Source organism: Alkalihalobacterium chitinilyticum (assembly GCF_029028005.1).
Lineage (GTDB): Bacteria > Bacillota > Bacilli > Bacillales > Bacillaceae_F > Alkalihalobacterium > Alkalihalobacterium chitinilyticum.
The window spans coordinates 71,406-86,927 of the sequence record NZ_JAOTPO010000006.1 but is presented as its reverse complement, the minus strand read 5'-3'; the positions used below and the strand labels follow the sequence as shown (position 1 = coordinate 86,927).

The 15,522-nt window shown below is 31.5% G+C and carries 14 protein-coding genes; all 14 read right to left on the bottom strand.

Annotated features, from left to right (window positions below):
* Window positions 1-49: 49 nt before the first annotated feature.
* Entirely contained in the window at window positions 50-877 is an 828-nt protein-coding gene (locus tag N7Z68_RS10430; RefSeq protein ID WP_275118424.1) for a glycosyltransferase, read from the bottom strand.
* Window positions 874-2,049: a glycosyltransferase family 4 protein gene (locus N7Z68_RS10425; protein ID WP_275118423.1), complete on the bottom strand. Its 1,176-nt coding sequence runs from the start codon at window positions 2,047-2,049 to the stop codon at window positions 874-876. Before N7Z68_RS10425 ends, N7Z68_RS10430 begins: the two co-directional genes overlap by 4 nt.
* Window positions 2,050-2,079: 30 nt before the next feature.
* Window positions 2,080-3,117 carry a UDP-glucose 4-epimerase GalE gene (galE, locus tag N7Z68_RS10420; RefSeq protein WP_275118422.1) on the bottom strand — a complete coding sequence of 346 codons (1,038 nt, stop codon included), beginning with the start codon at window positions 3,115-3,117 and terminating at the stop codon, window positions 2,080-2,082.
* Window positions 3,118-3,193: 76 nt separating this feature from the next.
* A complete protein-coding gene (locus N7Z68_RS10415; protein WP_275118421.1) occupies window positions 3,194-4,969 on the bottom strand; it encodes an ABC transporter ATP-binding protein in 1,776 nt (591 codons plus the stop codon).
* Window positions 4,970-5,022: 53 nt separating this feature from the next.
* Window positions 5,023-6,225 (bottom strand): protein kinase family protein, encoded by a 1,203-nt coding sequence (locus N7Z68_RS10410; RefSeq protein ID WP_275118420.1) that lies wholly within the window; start codon window positions 6,223-6,225, stop codon window positions 5,023-5,025.
* A gap of 27 nt (window positions 6,226-6,252) precedes the next feature.
* Entirely contained in the window at window positions 6,253-7,155 is a 903-nt protein-coding gene (locus N7Z68_RS10405; protein ID WP_275118419.1) for a beta-1,6-N-acetylglucosaminyltransferase, read from the bottom strand.
* Between the two features lie 2 nt (window positions 7,156-7,157).
* Window positions 7,158-7,703, bottom strand: coding sequence for an acyltransferase (locus tag N7Z68_RS10400; RefSeq protein WP_275118418.1), 546 nt, complete (start codon window positions 7,701-7,703; stop codon window positions 7,158-7,160).
* Between the two features lie 187 nt (window positions 7,704-7,890).
* Window positions 7,891-8,451, bottom strand: a complete 561-nt coding sequence (locus tag N7Z68_RS10395; RefSeq protein ID WP_275118417.1) for an acyltransferase — start codon at window positions 8,449-8,451, stop codon at window positions 7,891-7,893.
* Entirely contained in the window at window positions 8,445-9,641 is a 1,197-nt protein-coding gene (locus N7Z68_RS10390; RefSeq protein WP_275118416.1) for a glycoside hydrolase family 88 protein, read from the bottom strand. Before N7Z68_RS10390 ends, N7Z68_RS10395 begins: the two co-directional genes overlap by 7 nt.
* Window positions 9,642-9,656: 15 nt before the next feature.
* The gene (locus N7Z68_RS10385) at window positions 9,657-10,844 is read right to left on the bottom strand and encodes a glycosyltransferase (protein WP_275118415.1); all 1,188 of its coding nucleotides are present in this window, start codon (window positions 10,842-10,844) and stop codon (window positions 9,657-9,659) included.
* A gap of 6 nt (window positions 10,845-10,850) precedes the next feature.
* Window positions 10,851-12,041 carry a glycosyltransferase gene (locus N7Z68_RS10380; protein WP_275118414.1) on the bottom strand — a complete coding sequence of 397 codons (1,191 nt, stop codon included), beginning with the start codon at window positions 12,039-12,041 and terminating at the stop codon, window positions 10,851-10,853.
* 12 nt (window positions 12,042-12,053) lie between these two features.
* Window positions 12,054-13,214 (bottom strand): polysaccharide pyruvyl transferase family protein, encoded by a 1,161-nt coding sequence (locus tag N7Z68_RS10375; RefSeq protein ID WP_275118413.1) that lies wholly within the window; start codon window positions 13,212-13,214, stop codon window positions 12,054-12,056.
* Between the two features lies 1 nt (window position 13,215).
* Window positions 13,216-14,262 (bottom strand): glycosyltransferase, encoded by a 1,047-nt coding sequence (locus tag N7Z68_RS10370; RefSeq protein ID WP_275118412.1) that lies wholly within the window; start codon window positions 14,260-14,262, stop codon window positions 13,216-13,218.
* A gap of 11 nt (window positions 14,263-14,273) precedes the next feature.
* Complete coding sequence (locus N7Z68_RS10365; protein WP_275118411.1) at window positions 14,274-15,509, bottom strand: glycosyltransferase; 1,236 nt, start codon at window positions 15,507-15,509, stop codon at window positions 14,274-14,276.
* Between the last annotated feature and the right edge of the window lie 13 nt (window positions 15,510-15,522).

Sequence of the window (15,522 nt, the reverse complement as noted above, 5' to 3'; positions counted from 1 at the left end):
GAATAGATCAACAGCCTTTTTGCATAATACACCTTAGTCGATTATACAGTTATTTGGTGACTATTTTTTGTCGTCTCATATATCTAAGCTTGCGAAGAAATTTATATACACTTACTGGTAGTAAACCTACAATAAGTGGTCGTAAAGCATATATATAAGAGGATTTTGGTAAATTTAACATTCTGTAACCAGTGAAACGAACGTAAGCTTCTTTAACTCTCAATGAATACTTCCTTCTATGAATAGCATGTCTATCATCTCGTACTTCATATAGAGGCTCGATTATATTACAACCTCTAGAACCGTTTGCATACATCCGAAACCATAGGTTATAATCTTCTACTCGTAACGTCTTTTTAGTAACATCATAGCCATTCACGGCTAATAGTGCTTTATGCCGGACCATAGATGGGGCATGACAAAAAGGAGATTGAATGATGAAATCAGCCGCTAATGGCTCTTCAACAGGGCAGATTTCTCCCCAGGTACCTTTTTCATCAAAAAACCTCATCCCTGTACTGACAATATCATATTGGGAGTTTTGATTTAACATCTCCACCTCTTTTTCTATACGAGTAGGAAGAGAACGATCATCCGCATCCTGCCTTGCAATATAGTCGCCCGTACAATATTCTAGACAACGGTTAAGGCTAGACGCTAGTCCTTGGTTTTGGCCATTTTTAATTACTTTAACATTCCAATATTTCTTTTCATATTGCTTTGCTATTTGGTAGCTCTCATCAGATGAACCATCATCACACATAATTAATTCCCAATTGGTATAGGTTTGGTTTAATAGCGAATCTATGCTTTCACTCAATGTCACTGCCGCATTATATACGCCCATAATAATGGAAACTTTTGGCTGTACGATCATAGGGAAACCTCCCTCTTATCGTTCTCTAACTCAGCTACAAGTTGTTTTCGATCATTAAGAATATGTTGCCAATGTGTTTTTTGTTCAAAACTTTCACTTACAAATGTGATTGCTCGGTTTCCCATCTCTTTTCGAAGTGAAGTATCTAACATTTTCTTCATCGCTTCTATTAATGGCTCTACTTCACCTTTTGGTACTACCATTCCCGTTTGTCCTTCTACCATCGCATCCGTCGGTCCAGGAATATCAGAGACTATCACAGGAATCCCCATAGCTTCCGCTTCAATAACAACGGTGCCAAAACCTTCACGATAACTCGGTAAAACAAAAACATCCATTGCAGCATAATACCTCTCCACTTGATCTGTATATCCACAATAAATGACGGAATGACTTTGCTGGGACCAATCATATAAGCTCGAATTTATACCATAGTTCTCACTCGGGCCAACAATTAATAGTTTAACGTTATTGAACTCTTTGCATATAACCTGAAACGCCTCTAAAAGCTCATTAATTCCTTTATCTTTCGTTATTCTTCCTGTAAAACCAAATATAATTTCGTCTTCTAGTAAATTATATTTTCGGCGAATTTCTCCACTCCAACATTCTCTTTTAGAAAAATCAAACCTTATAAGGTTGACTCCATTTGCACTACCGTTCCCAATTACTTTACTTTTCTCAGCAGTATACAAATTTTCTTGACGGCTGAATGTAAGATTACCTAAACTATCAGGCTGAATAGAGGTCGATAATGAACAAATCATTTTTTCAACTATCTTAAAAAGCTTTCTACGTATCCCTTTAAATCCAACATACCTAATCCCCCACTGACAATATAACCGTACCGGGATCTTAGCCATGTAAGAAGCAATTGAAGCATATAGAGCAGCGTTCGGTGTGGAATATTGCACAATATCAAATTTTTCTTCTTTAAAAGCCCGATAAAGGAAATAGCTATTTTTTAAAGCACCGAATGGATCCAACCCTCGCTTCATTCTAATCGATCGATATTGAATCCCCTTAGGTAACTCTCTTCTCAGCTCTTCATCTTCATCACAAATGACCGTAACATCAAAGCCATTATTTGTTAGGAATTCTAGTTGTTGTAACAGAAAACTTCTAATTGTTATCGAGGTTGTCGTTACAACACAGAGCTTTACCTTATTCACATTCTCACGCTCTCTTTTGGTAATTTACCACTATTTTGTAACTTGCCTTTCCAACCTTGTATCATACCCATTTGGATTTTGCGATTGCCATCGCCATGAATCCTCACAAATTTCATCTATTCCTTTTACAGCTTCCCAACCTAACTCCTTTTTCGCCTTCGAAGGATCAGCGTAACTAATAGCTATATCTCCTGGTCGTCGCTCAGTGACTTGGTACGGAATTTTCTTCCCAGTTGCTTTTTCAAAAGAGTGGACCATATCGAGAACACTGTAACCATTTCCAGTTCCTAAATTATAAGCATTAACTCCAGTTGTATTTAAAACTTGTTCTAGTGCTTTCAAATGACCATTTGCTAGATCAACTACATGGATATAGTCGCGTACACCCGTTCCATCGTGTGTAGGATAATCTCCACCAAAAACATTTAGTTTTCCTAGCTTCCCTACTGCTACTTGAGTGATGTATGGAAACAAATTATTCGGTATCCCGTTTGGATCTTCTCCTATTAATCCACTCGAGTGAGCACCGACTGGGTTAAAGTAACGCAATAAAGCAATACTCCGATTATTATTTGAAACATAGAGATCCTGTAATATTTCTTCAATCATTAGTTTTGTTCTACCATAAGGGTTCGTTGCCTGAAGGGATAATTCTTCGTGAAACGGAACACATTCCTGAAGTCCATAGACAGTAGCAGAAGAACTAAAAACCATTCGGTCAACTCCAAACTCTTCCATCACCTCACATAGATTGAGTGTCCCAGTAATATTATTGTGATAGTATTTCGTTGGTAGAGAAACAGACTCCCCTACTGCTTTAAGTCCAGCAAAATGAATGACAGCCTCAATACTATGCTTAGCAAATACATCAAAAAGGGCTTCTTTATCTAGTAAATCTACCTGATAAAACAACACTTCCTTACCAGTAATTTCTCGCACTCTTTCTAAAGACTCCTGCTTACTATTCATTAAATTATCGACAACCACAACTTCATAACCTGCATTCAATAGTTCAACACAAGTATGGGACCCTATATATCCTGCACCACCTGTAACTAAGATTTTCATAATTCTACTCCTCTCTAAAAAGAAAAAAAGAAACATCTCATTTAATGAGATGTTTCTTTAAATTTATTGAGTATTTTTATAAAACAGATCTTTCATTTTTATTTTCCACTGAAACTAGTCTTCCTTTACTCATTTTAAAGACCGTATCACAATTCTCAATTGTAGATAAACGATGTGCAATGATAATTAATGTTTTTTCACCTTTTAATCCATCGATTGCCTTCATGATTTCCTTTTCTGTTTCAATATCAAGAGCTGATGTAGCCTCATCCATAAATAAGATTTCTGGATTATGATATAAAGCTCTTGCTATTCCAATCCGTTGACGTTGACCTCCTGATAGTCTAACTCCACGCTCCCCGACATGAGTATCCAATTGGTCTGGTAATGACATGACAAACTCTTTTAAATGCGCTTGCTCTAATGCATACCATACTTGTTCATCATCAATACAATCACTATCAAGTCCAAATGCAACGTTTCCTCGTATTGTATCGTCTGATAAATAAATAGATTGAGGAATATATCCAATTTTTTGTTGCCATAATAATTTTTGTTCAAATAAACTTTTCCCGTCAACTATTACCTTTCCTTTTTCTGGATAGAGAAGCCCTAGTAAAATATCAACAACAGTTGTTTTTCCAGCACCTGACTCTCCGATAAATGCAGCTGAGTGACCAATTGGTATAGTTAATGAAACATCTTTAATAGAATATTCTCTTTGATTGGGATAGCGAAAGGAAACGTCTTTTAATTGAAGTGAATCTTTAAATTTTCTCCCTCCTATATCGCTTTTTTCAAATAGGTTAATCGAATGCTTTATCTCTGTAATATCAGTATTTTCAAACAAGTCTTCATAAACGACTTCCAATGCTGGTTGACTATATTTTATTGTTGTGATCATTGCTATTACTCTATTAATGGAAGGCATAAGGCGAAAAGCAGCCATAGCAAATAGTGCCATTGTGGACACAATTTGTGTTGTGTTTGTACCTTGTAAGATAATTATTAGCATTGTAATAAATACAATTGATACTATCAAAGTTTCTATGAATAATCTAGGGACTTGCTCTAACATTCTCATATAACGGTTATTATTTGCCTGAATTTGACTCTTATTTTTATAGGAGTTAATAAAGAAGTTTTCCTTCCCTGATACTTTTACTTCTTTACTTGCTCCTAATCCCTGATTTACCCATTTAATCATCGAACTTCCAACTTTTTGTTGCTCCTTACCTAAGGAAGTTATTTTTTTGCGGAAAGAATTAAAGAATATTATTACGCTACTACCTAATAATATCGAAGCTGTTATTGTTGCAATAGGAGCAGTAAATAATAACAATATTAAAATACAAGTAATTACAAGAATTTCCGTTAATAATTGAAAAGTAGATAGGATAATTCCTTGGAATACTTTAGGTACTTCTCCATTAACATTTCTTAAGAGCTCTGCTGTGTTACGTTGTAAATGAAAAGTATACGGCTTTTTTAGATACTCTTTAAATAATCTACTTGATAGTCTTACCTGCTGATTAAAAATAACTCTATACTGTGCATAATAAAAAAATAATAAATATAGGTTCTTTAATACAAAAACAGATAAAAAGATCACTACGGAAAATATGATAAATGCTGTTGTAGATTGAAAATTAAATAGTTCAAAAATATATAATAGAGCAGACTGTTCGTGAATAATTTCTGGGTTAGTAATAATCCCTACAAAAGGGATTATTAACCCTATTCCTACCGTTTCTAATAGTGCTGCTATTATCATTAGAAAAAATAATGATATTAATTTTTTCTTTTCCTTTGGATTGAAGAGCATTAAAATTTTTTTTAAATTATTTTTCATTTCTACACACCTTTTCAACTTAATACTCTCGCTATATGGAAACACCTTGTATATTAGCTTAATTTTTTAATACCATTCAACTCTAATTGATTTTGTTCTTCTTTAGATCGCATGTTGTATTCATATAATTCAAGCAATTCTACCCAAGAAAGTACTACCTTTAAATACTTCGAATCCATTTCGCTATATTCTTGTAATTTTAATAGTATAGATTCTACGTAAAATAAATATCTATAGAATTCAGCGTATTCTCCATTTAAGGTATTTGAATTTGAAATAATATTATTTTCTTTTAAATAAACATTGAAATTGCTAAACAGTAGATCAATTTGTTCTACTATGTAGATCCTTTCAGTTTCTTCTTTTATTTGTGAAATTTTATGAAATAAAATAAAATAAAAATCAAAGTAAGCACTTCTAACCTCTAAGGTATTCCAATCAATTACCTTAGATCTAGACTTACTTCTAAGAATATTTCCTTCCCAAAAATCGCCATGTGAAAACACCATAAGTATTTCTTTTCCAGACGGATAACTTCTTAAAAATTTTTTTATGTCATTAAGGAAGTTACAAATTCTTATTATATTATGTTCCTTAACACTATCTTTGTTTTCATACCTTTCCATTACTACGTTTAATCGCTTAGTCGAATCATTCAAATAGTCTCCTAACAATGTAACTTTTGGATTGGTACTTGTCATAATTTTGCTTAGTATAGGAAATAACTCATTATTAATATGTTTGGTATTATAATAATTATAAGAGGGAGTTTTTAGATTAATGTAATCTTCTCTTATATATCGTTTTTTTATATCGTAATTAATGACTGTAGGTGCAAGATTACATTTCTGAGAATTTATTATTGTATTAATCCTGTTTTCAATAGTATTAGTTCCTATATCTCTTGAGTAATAAGTTAATACATTATTTTCTCTAAAGTTTATTATTTTTCTTTCTCCTTGACGCAGAACTATTAAACAATTCCCAGAAAAATTAGAAGTTATTGTAGGAAAAATACCATTCGATTTGTCATGAATACGCCTTTTTTTATTAAAAAGGTAAATAAATTCAAATACACGAAAAGTTCTATTAAGGAAAACAAATTGATTAAGAACTATATTATTTGTTTTTCTTTCAAGAAAGTTAAAAGGCTTACCCTTAAAAAATAAATAAATCATTAGGCTTATGATATTTTGCTCTAAGTTAATATATAAAGAATTATCAACAAATAAATAAGTATACTCTTTATTCTTCATCTTCATCCCCTTAATTAATTATCGCCCCTATATTTTAAGTTTTTTTCCTTCACAAATTTCATCAATTAAATCTAAAACTTCTGAGTCTTTATTACAATCAAATTTTCTAGCAAATAATTTATTTGAATTAATAAGTAAATTTAGATCTTCTTTTCCTAAAACTTTAGGAGCTGGATCACTAGACCAATCAATATACCTTAGGTGATTATTTACTACAAGTTCTTTAAAGTCTGAGTTCAATATGATAGTTTGAAAGAATATTTCATCTGGAATAAAAACATATTTAAAAAAGGAAACTGCCTTACCATTCTGTCTGGTATAATCTAAAATATAATTAATACAATCCTTTGATAAGCTCCACCATTGACTTCCACCATAAAATTCTTCAAATGGATAGTAATATCTCCTGATGTTTAACTTCTTAATTATTCGGTTAAAATTACTGAAAACAAATTTCTTGAACGAATTTCCTCTGATATTGTAATTATTAAAATAGTAGTACCTTATCCTGTCCTCATTTTTCCAAACATTTATCGGTTTAAAATATTGCATAAACTGCTTCCCTTTATTTTGGTAGAAAAATTCTTTAATCTTACTATTACTAAAAAGGGGATAATCCTGACCGCTTAAAAGCGACGCATAATCATATTGAATATTTTCTTTTTGAAGTAAACTTAAACACCCTAATGTTGCCCTAACTAGATTAATCCCCCCCCAGTAACATTTAATCCTTTCAGAAAAATAAATATTATTATAATTACTAAAGAAATCTTTAAGCTCTCCAAATTCTGAGTCAGGACTATTTTTATCATAATGGATAATAAATGTTATATCCTCTTCATTTAGCCTGTTAATTAATCTAATTAATTGTTCAGGTTTGTTGTGAGCTAGAATGATATAAGCTATTTTCATACCGGTTTCCTTTCTCATATTTACTCGTCATACCCAAAGTCATTATCTAGTTCTTTTTTTATTTGATTTATTTGATTATCAGTTTTATTTGGCCAATAAGTATCATAGACAGGTTTAACTTTCATAAACTCTTTTTGTTTTTTTATATACTCTGATGTTTTTCCTATTATTCTTGCTGGATTTCCCGCTACTATACTATTCTCTGGTATATCTTTAGTTACTATCGACCCTGCTGCTACTATAACGTTATTCCCTATTCTTACATTACATAAAACGACACTGTTATACCCAATAAATACTCTATCACCTATTTTAACTTTTCCTATTTTAGATTTTCCTGTTTGAAGTTTCATACTTGCATCATGGGCTAAAATGGTACTATTAGTAATAGTCACATCATCTCCAATTTCTACAAGCCAGCAGTGACCATAGTCTATATGACTATTAAAAAAATTAAAGTTTCTTCCATGAATTAAACCTCTTTCCCTCAACACTTCTAATTCTGTTCTCGGATTTAATTTATTATTTATTCTTGTTTTTAGTGATTTTAAAATACGTAACATCATAATAAAATCTGTCCTTTACTATACATTTGTACTAACTTTATAGATAATTCTGAGGAAAACTAATAATACCCAATGTCTAAGGTATCAATACATGGAAAACACTTTACAAGTTTACTCTATTCACTGCTTATTTAATATTTCTTCTCAAGGTTTTCCAATATATAGTTATTAAACAGTTGCTATCACTCTATTCGATAAATCCAATTTTATTTTTTAATTCAAGGTACATAATATTTTTTTGTTCATTTGATATATTTCCATTTAGAGTATATTTATAGTCAAAAACATTTGGAGACTGTAATAATTCATTATTTTTTTTGTACATATATTCTTCCAACGTAGTTATTATTCTTGCTGGATTACCTGCTACAACACTCTCCGCTGGAACTGATTTTGTTACTATACTTCCAGCTGCAACTATAGAATTTTTCCCAATGGTAACTCCTGGCATAATTAGAGCTCTAGCTCCTATAAAAACATTATCTTCGATAGTTACACTGCTTATCTTTGTATAATTATTTAATCTCTTGGTGCTTGCATCATGAGCTAATATATATGCTTGTGGTGCTATGGTAACGTTATTACCAATTTTTATTAACCAACAATGTGAGTAATCGAGAATTACTCCTGGTTGTATAGAGCAATTCTCTCCTATTTGTAACCCTAGCTTAATATAGTCTTCTAACCATATCTCCTCTAAAAAAATTTTTCTCAACCTAACTTTTAGATAATTAATTATTTTTAGCATTTTGAAGAACTCCTTTTCTTGTAAGAGGCTAATAACCTAATACAAAACCCTTGAGTAAAAGGAAGTTTATTAAAGATACTAGAATAAACTCCAATATCTTTTGTATCTCCTTGTGAAAAGTCTACCGTACCATTTCTTCTCGTTACACTCATAAAGTATTTAATTGAATCTCTTGTACTACTTTGACATTCCTCTGAAATACCCTCAATTTTCGCTGCATTGATTAAAAACCAACTTAGAGTTGCTGTTGCTGAAGAATCTGGCCGACTTTCATTTCTTGTTACTGTCCAGTTCCAACTACCATTGTCTTGCTGAAAATTCATAGCTGCTCTAGCAAACTTCTTAACACTCTCTTCTAGGATGTCCTTAGAAGGATGATCTTGCGGTAATTCACCCCAAGCATCAATAAGTCCAATTGCATACCATCCAAGACCTCTTCCCCACCCATACAAACCAAGTGGTGCTTTATTCTTCACTTTATAGGCATGACATGGTATAAAATGACCTTCTAACATCCCCCATTGTTCGTATTCTTTTATTTGCTTAACAGCCAAGTCTATGCATTCTTCTATTTGATATTTCAATCCATAAGCCACTAAAAAAGGACATATGAAACCTATCGTGTCTACGTATCTGTAGTCCATCATAGATTTCCTATATCCTACTGTTCCATCTTCCCCAATATGTTCTTTAATTAGGTTCCACGTGTAATCAAAAGCTTTTTTATACTTACCTGTTTCAATATGATTTAGCTTTATAACAGCATAAGCTAGAATAGCTCCATCTACATGCTCAGGTTTTTCGATCCACTGGCCTGATTGATCAAACTTTCGATTTAGAAATTGGTTAATCTCTTTTTCTAAGGCAGCATCATCCTTCGTTCTTAAGTATTCAATTAACCCCAATAGTAATGCCGCTTCCTGCCAATGCTGAATTGCATCCTTCGAATAATTTCCTTTTAACATATCAATAAAGACTAGCCTAGTATTATCAGTTACTTTTATTTTTGGGGTATGATTTAACCATTGTATACCACGACTAACTATGGCTTTGTTCCAGGATTCCTTACTAGTAAATCTTCCAATATGAATTCTTCCTGCCCAATCCTTAAAAATCGGGATAATATCTATTAAAATAATAATGATAATGCCACTAAATATGGTTAATAAGCTTATTAGTAATAACGTCATTTAAAAAGTACCTCTCTAGCCCGCATTGATAATATCATATAATTTTAAAATCTCTTCTTCTGTACCAAGCTTTTCCTGTGTTAAATTTTTTATTAATTTATTTTTTAATGTTTTATCATCAATTAACCTTTGTACTCCTTTTGCAATTGCTTCACCATTCATTTCTACGATCAAACCAGTTTCTTCGTGATTAATCTGATCTTTAGCTGTAGTAAAGTTAGTAGTTATAATTGGTTTTTGAAGTATTTTTGCTTCATCGATTGCTATTGACTTTCCTTCAAACCTTGAAGGTTGAACATATATATCCGCTGCTCTTACATAAGGGTAGGGATTTTCTTTTAATCCATGTAGAATAAATATATTTTCTAATTTTTTATCCTTTATTAATTTCTCTAATTCACTTCTTTCCTGGCCTTCCCCTACTACATCCCACCTTACCTGGTACCCTTGATGAACTAACTTTTCACAAGCGTCAATTGCAAGCTCAAATCCCTTCTGTTTATTTAGCCTTCCAACTGAAACAATCTTAATTCCGTCTTGTGGATCATCTAACTTTTGCAGAGACATTTTTTGAATAAGACTGGGAGAAACAATATTATACATTACTTCTACCTTTTCTTTATACTGCGGGAACCTTTGTTTTAAAACATTAGCACATTCATTAGATACTGTTATTACTTTATCTAGTTTATTGAAATATTTATTATCGATCATTGGATCCATCCCTAATTTGTCATAGTCATTATGGATAAACCCCAATTTTAGATTTGCTTTCACATTATCCAAACAAAAATAGATTGGGTTTTTTTCTAAATATCCAATTGCTACATCATATTCCTTATCTAAATTGTCTAAGTTTTTTTGTATATATTTCCACACCTTTTGTTCACATCTAGCAGGATTAACTTCAGTTTTAAATATGTAACCAGCTTGAAGCCTTGACCACATTAACCGTAAATTTCCTTTTTTTGTACTTTGAAGAAGAGCCTTTTTTATTGGCATGTCAAAATAACTATAATTGCTAGGCTCTTTTATGATATTTACCTGTTGGGGGATTTTGTTAAAGAAAAGTCCTTCATGTTTAAACAAAAATAGATCTACATTAAATCTTGTATAGTCAATCGTCTCCAAAAGTGAGATAAGTGCTTTCTCTGCCCCCCCACAATTTAAGTTATTTAATATGAAAAGAAGGTCTTTTTTCAAACTCACTCACCGCCTTATTAGATCATATAGTTTTTCAATTTCTCCTTCAGTTCCTAGTTGTTCAGCATGAAGATTATTTATTAATCTTTTTCTTATCTCTTCATTTTCAATTAATAATTGAATACCTTCGGCAACACTAGTTGCATTTAATTCTTCAATTATTCCTGTTACCCGATTGGCAATTTGATCTTTAGCACTATTGTAATTAGTTACAACAATCGGCTTTTTTAATATTTTCGCTTCGTCAATAGCAATCGATTTCCCTTCATATCTAGATGGTTGCACATAAATATCAGCATTTTTTATATATGGATAGGGATTTTCTTTTAGTCCTAGTAAGAAAAAATTGTTTCCTAGTTTCTTTTTTTTGATCAATTCTTCTAAGTTTTCTTTTTCATCCCCTTCTCCTAAAACATACCATTTTATATTAAAACCATTTTTAACCAATAAGTCACAAGCATTAACAGCCATGTCAATTCCTTTTTCGTAACTTAATCTTCCCATTGTTACAATATTAACAAACTTATCATCCATTACCATGTCCATATTTTCTTTTGAAAGTTTATCTATTATTTTGGGTGAAACTATATTAAATATCACGTCTACTTTATCCTTGAAGTCTGGGAAGATCTCACTAATCGATTTAGCACATTCCTGGGACACTGTAACAATTCGGTCTAATTTTTCATAATAAGGATGGTCAATATCTTTATTCATTCCTGAATTCGAATAATTGGTATGGATCCAACCTATTTTCTTGGTTGATTTTATTCGGTCTACTACATAATATATAGACGTTTTTTCTAGAAAACCAATAGCTACATCATATTCTTTATGAGTTGTATTAAAATACATATTTAAATATTTCCAAGTTTGTTGTTCAGCGTTTTTATTGTCCTTGATCAATCTACTTTTTACAGTAAACATAATTCTGTAAAATGCGAGACTAAATTGTCTTTCCTTCATAAAAGTTATAAATGAAGTAAATAAACCTTTCGAGAAGATTTTGTATTCTTTGGGAAAATCTAGTACTTGAACTTCTTCTGGCAACATATTTAAGAATAGACCTTCTCTTTTAAACAAGAACAACTCTACATCGTATAATTCATAGTCAATTTGTGTTAGTAAATTAACTAAACTTTTTTCTCCTCCTCCAGCTGATAAGCTAGGCATTACAAATAATATATTTTGTTTCATATAACACCTCAGCTATTTAATCAATTCTTTTAAATCTTCTACTGCTTTATAAGACATCTTTTTGATATTCGGAATATTAGTTTTGAGAATTTGTTTAATTTCTTCTTCCTGATTAACCATTTCATTAAAGTTATTAATTAATTTTCTACTGTCTGAAAGTTCTTCAAGATTAAGCACTAACTTTTCTTCGCCAAAAATATCTTTAGCAATTCCTTTAGATTTCACGCTATAGCCTAAAACCATCGTTGGAACATAATTGGAATAGGCTGCAATTGTTGCATGAGTTCTAGCTCCAATAAAAAACCTCATTCTAGCAATATATCCTTTATATTGAATGGCATTTAAATCTGACCGTAACAAAATTACTCTTCCAGTTTCACGAAATTCTTCGTAAAGTTGATATAGAACTATATAATCATTGTTATCTATTTGTATTACATGTGGTGTTAATGCTATTGTACAATCAGTCGTTTTTAATATATATTTAATTAGTTCCCTAACTGCGAATTTAGATTTGTGGTTTTTTTTCATAACTAAAGGACTAAAGTTTATTCCTATTGTATTATCTACTTGCCAACCCTCTGGTAAAGGTAATTCTTCTTTTTCCATAGTAAATGCTGGATCTGCACATAGTTTTACATTCGTAAGACCTTTTTCTATGAGCATGTTATACGTAAGTGTTTCACGCGCTAATATAAGATCAAACAGTTTTAAGTCTTCGAGCTTTCTAGTTGATATATCCTCTTCCCCAATCGAACAAGCCCACAGTACTAATTTTTTTCCTTGCTCTTTTACTCTTTTATTAATTTCATACCAACCAGGTTGTTCACCATAACAATAATTATCACCCCCAATAGATAAACAAATATCCATACCTTCAATACGTTTAATAATTTTATGATGCACTTTACCTAAAGCATAACTTTCATCTCCATAAAATTTTAACTTAAAAGAAGAGATGAACCACGGGTAAGAATATTTCTTAATAGGTGTACTTGACCCATCAAATATATTATCTAATAAGTCAATTTTTTTATCTGTGGATGGGTTATTTGATACTAAAAAGACTTTTGCCCCATTTAATTTTTCCTTTATAAGTTTTGTAGATGAGCGTACGATTGCTTCACAGCCTCTATTTGAGCTACCATCATGAGCAAACATCATTAGTTTCATATTAACTTCCTCCAAAGCGTTGATTTCTTAATTTACTATATGCAGTTGCACAGTACAAAGCAAATGTCGCTTTTCTTTTTATCATTTGGATTAAAAGCTTGTCATATCTTCCTAAATTATTTGCAACTTCATTTACATAAGAGGATATCGAATCTCTTACAACTGGGTGACCTATCATTTCACTAACATAACTATACCTATCTTTAAAGCTTAATTCTTTAGAAGCCGAAAAGTAGATGTATATGTAAGAAAGAACACTATTAATAAGTTTTGTTGCTTTTAATTCTTGTACTCTTTCTTTACTTAATTTTTTTAAATAGATAGGAGGTAATTCAAGATTATATACTTCTAGCGCTCTAACAAAATAATTATTACTCAAAATATTTCTTGTTGCACTACCGTTTACTTCACGGTAATGGTATCCAGTATAATTAAGATATTTGACATTTGATGCACTACAAAAAAATTGCATATTAAACATACCATCTTCTCCTAATGCAACTTTTTCTGGGAATCTAATATGGTTTTCGTTGATCCTCTTATTGAAATAAATTTTATTACAGGCAGTATTTAGCGTTTCTGATTTCAAGAAAAAAGGTAACAACTCATCTTCAATAAAAGTACGATCTAATACTTGATTTTCTGGAAATGGATAGGTTGTTATAACTTTATGGCCTTCAATTTCGCTTTCAAAATTTGTAATTACTGCATCACATTTACATGTATTAGCTTTAGTGTACATTTGTTTATACATGTCACTTTCGATATAGTCATCCGCATCAACAAACCCGATATATTCTCCAGACGCTATTTCAATGCCTGTATTTCTCGCAATACTTACCCCTTGGTTTTCTTGATTAACTAATTTAATTCTCGAATCCTTCTTTTTATACTCTTTAATAATTTTCTCACTATCATCGATTGATCCGTCATTAATAAAGATAAACTCACATTGTTGGAGTGTTTGGTTTAAGAGTGATTTAATACATTGTGAGAGAAATTGTTCAGCATTATAAACAGGTACAATTACACTTACTTTATACTCCACTGTCTTCACTCCTATACAATTTCTAGTTGCTTAACTTTTCTGTCTATATTTTTATTGATTAAGCTATACAGCTTGTTGAGTTCATCACGATTACTAAATTCCTTTTGTGTTAGGTTGTTTTTAAGTTTTTCTCTAAGACCTTTGCTTTCTATTAACCTTTCAATTCCAGTTGCAATTCCATCTATGCTCAGTTCACATATTACTCCATCTACATTATCATTTACTTGACTTCGAGCTGTGGAATAATTGGTAATAAGAATAGGTTTAGATAAAATCATGGCTTCCGTTACCGTTACCGCTTTTCCTTCATACCTAGAAGGCTGAACGTATATATCTGCTTCTTTTATAAATGGATACGGATTGGTTTGTTTTCCTAAAAGAATAAAACTATCTTCCAGATGATTTTCTTTAATTAAGCTTTTAATCATTGCTTCGTCTCCGCCATACCCAACTACGTACCATGCAATATCTTTTAAGCCCTTATCCTTTAATTTATTCAATGCTTTGACAGCATTATCTATACCTTTAGCATGGGACAATCGAGCTACTGTAATAATTTTAAATCTTTTATCATTTTTCATTGGGTTTGCAATATTCTCATTGGCCATTTTCTTAATAAATAAAGGGGATGTAATGTTTTCTATTACTTCTACTTTACTATTAAGCACTGGGTACTTATTAATAAAAGCAATCTTACATGCATCTGAAACTGCAACAATATTATTACATTTATCCCAGATTTTAATATCCATATGTATGTCAGTTTCAATCGTAGAAAAATCCGTGTGTATCCAAGCAATTTTTTGGGTGGCTGTTACTTTTTCAGCTACAAAATCATGTGGCCATAAATAACTAATGGCAGCGTCATATTCTCCTGTTAAACGTGGTAAGAATGGCAACGCATACTTCCACATTAATTGCATCTGATAATAACCAGGTTCAGCGATTTTTTTCTTCTTATTATAGAAATCCACACTTAATTTTGACAGCAGTCTAGCAGTACCAATCGCATACCGTTTTTCTTTTATAACTTCGTTAATTGATTTACGGAACGTTGCATATTGGGGTATTTCAGGTAAAAGGTTTACTTGTTCTGGTATTAAATTCATAAAGTCACCTTGGTGGCGGTATAACATGAGATCTACTTGATAATTATCATAATTAAAATTCTCAAGCATACTGATTAAACTTCTCTCAACACCGCCTACTTCCATGTCGAAGGAAGCAATTAATATTTTCTTTTTCATAACTCCCTCCAAA

Excerpts from the sequence above, each read along its gene's own strand:
- N7Z68_RS10430 (WP_275118424.1), bottom strand. The coding sequence starts at position 877 with ATGATCGTACAGCCAAAAGTTTCCATTATTATGGGCGTATATAATGCG.
- galE (WP_275118422.1), bottom strand. The coding sequence starts at position 3,117 with ATGAAAATCTTAGTTACAGGTGGTGCAGGATATATAGGGTCCCATACT.
- N7Z68_RS10415 (WP_275118421.1), bottom strand. The coding sequence starts at position 4,969 with ATGAAAAATAATTTAAAAAAAATTTTAATGCTCTTCAATCCAAAGGAA.
- N7Z68_RS10410 (WP_275118420.1), bottom strand. The coding sequence starts at position 6,225 with ATGAAGAATAAAGAGTATACTTATTTATTTGTTGATAATTCTTTATAT.
- N7Z68_RS10405 (WP_275118419.1), bottom strand. The coding sequence starts at position 7,155 with ATGAGAAAGGAAACCGGTATGAAAATAGCTTATATCATTCTAGCTCAC.
- N7Z68_RS10400 (WP_275118418.1), bottom strand. The coding sequence starts at position 7,703 with ATGATGTTACGTATTTTAAAATCACTAAAAACAAGAATAAATAATAAA.
- N7Z68_RS10395 (WP_275118417.1), bottom strand. The coding sequence starts at position 8,451 with ATGCTAAAAATAATTAATTATCTAAAAGTTAGGTTGAGAAAAATTTTT.
- N7Z68_RS10390 (WP_275118416.1), bottom strand. The coding sequence starts at position 9,641 with ATGACGTTATTACTAATAAGCTTATTAACCATATTTAGTGGCATTATC.
- N7Z68_RS10380 (WP_275118414.1), bottom strand. The coding sequence starts at position 12,041 with ATGAAACAAAATATATTATTTGTAATGCCTAGCTTATCAGCTGGAGGA.
- N7Z68_RS10375 (WP_275118413.1), bottom strand. The coding sequence starts at position 13,214 with ATGAAACTAATGATGTTTGCTCATGATGGTAGCTCAAATAGAGGCTGT.
- N7Z68_RS10365 (WP_275118411.1), bottom strand. The coding sequence starts at position 15,509 with ATGAAAAAGAAAATATTAATTGCTTCCTTCGACATGGAAGTAGGCGGT.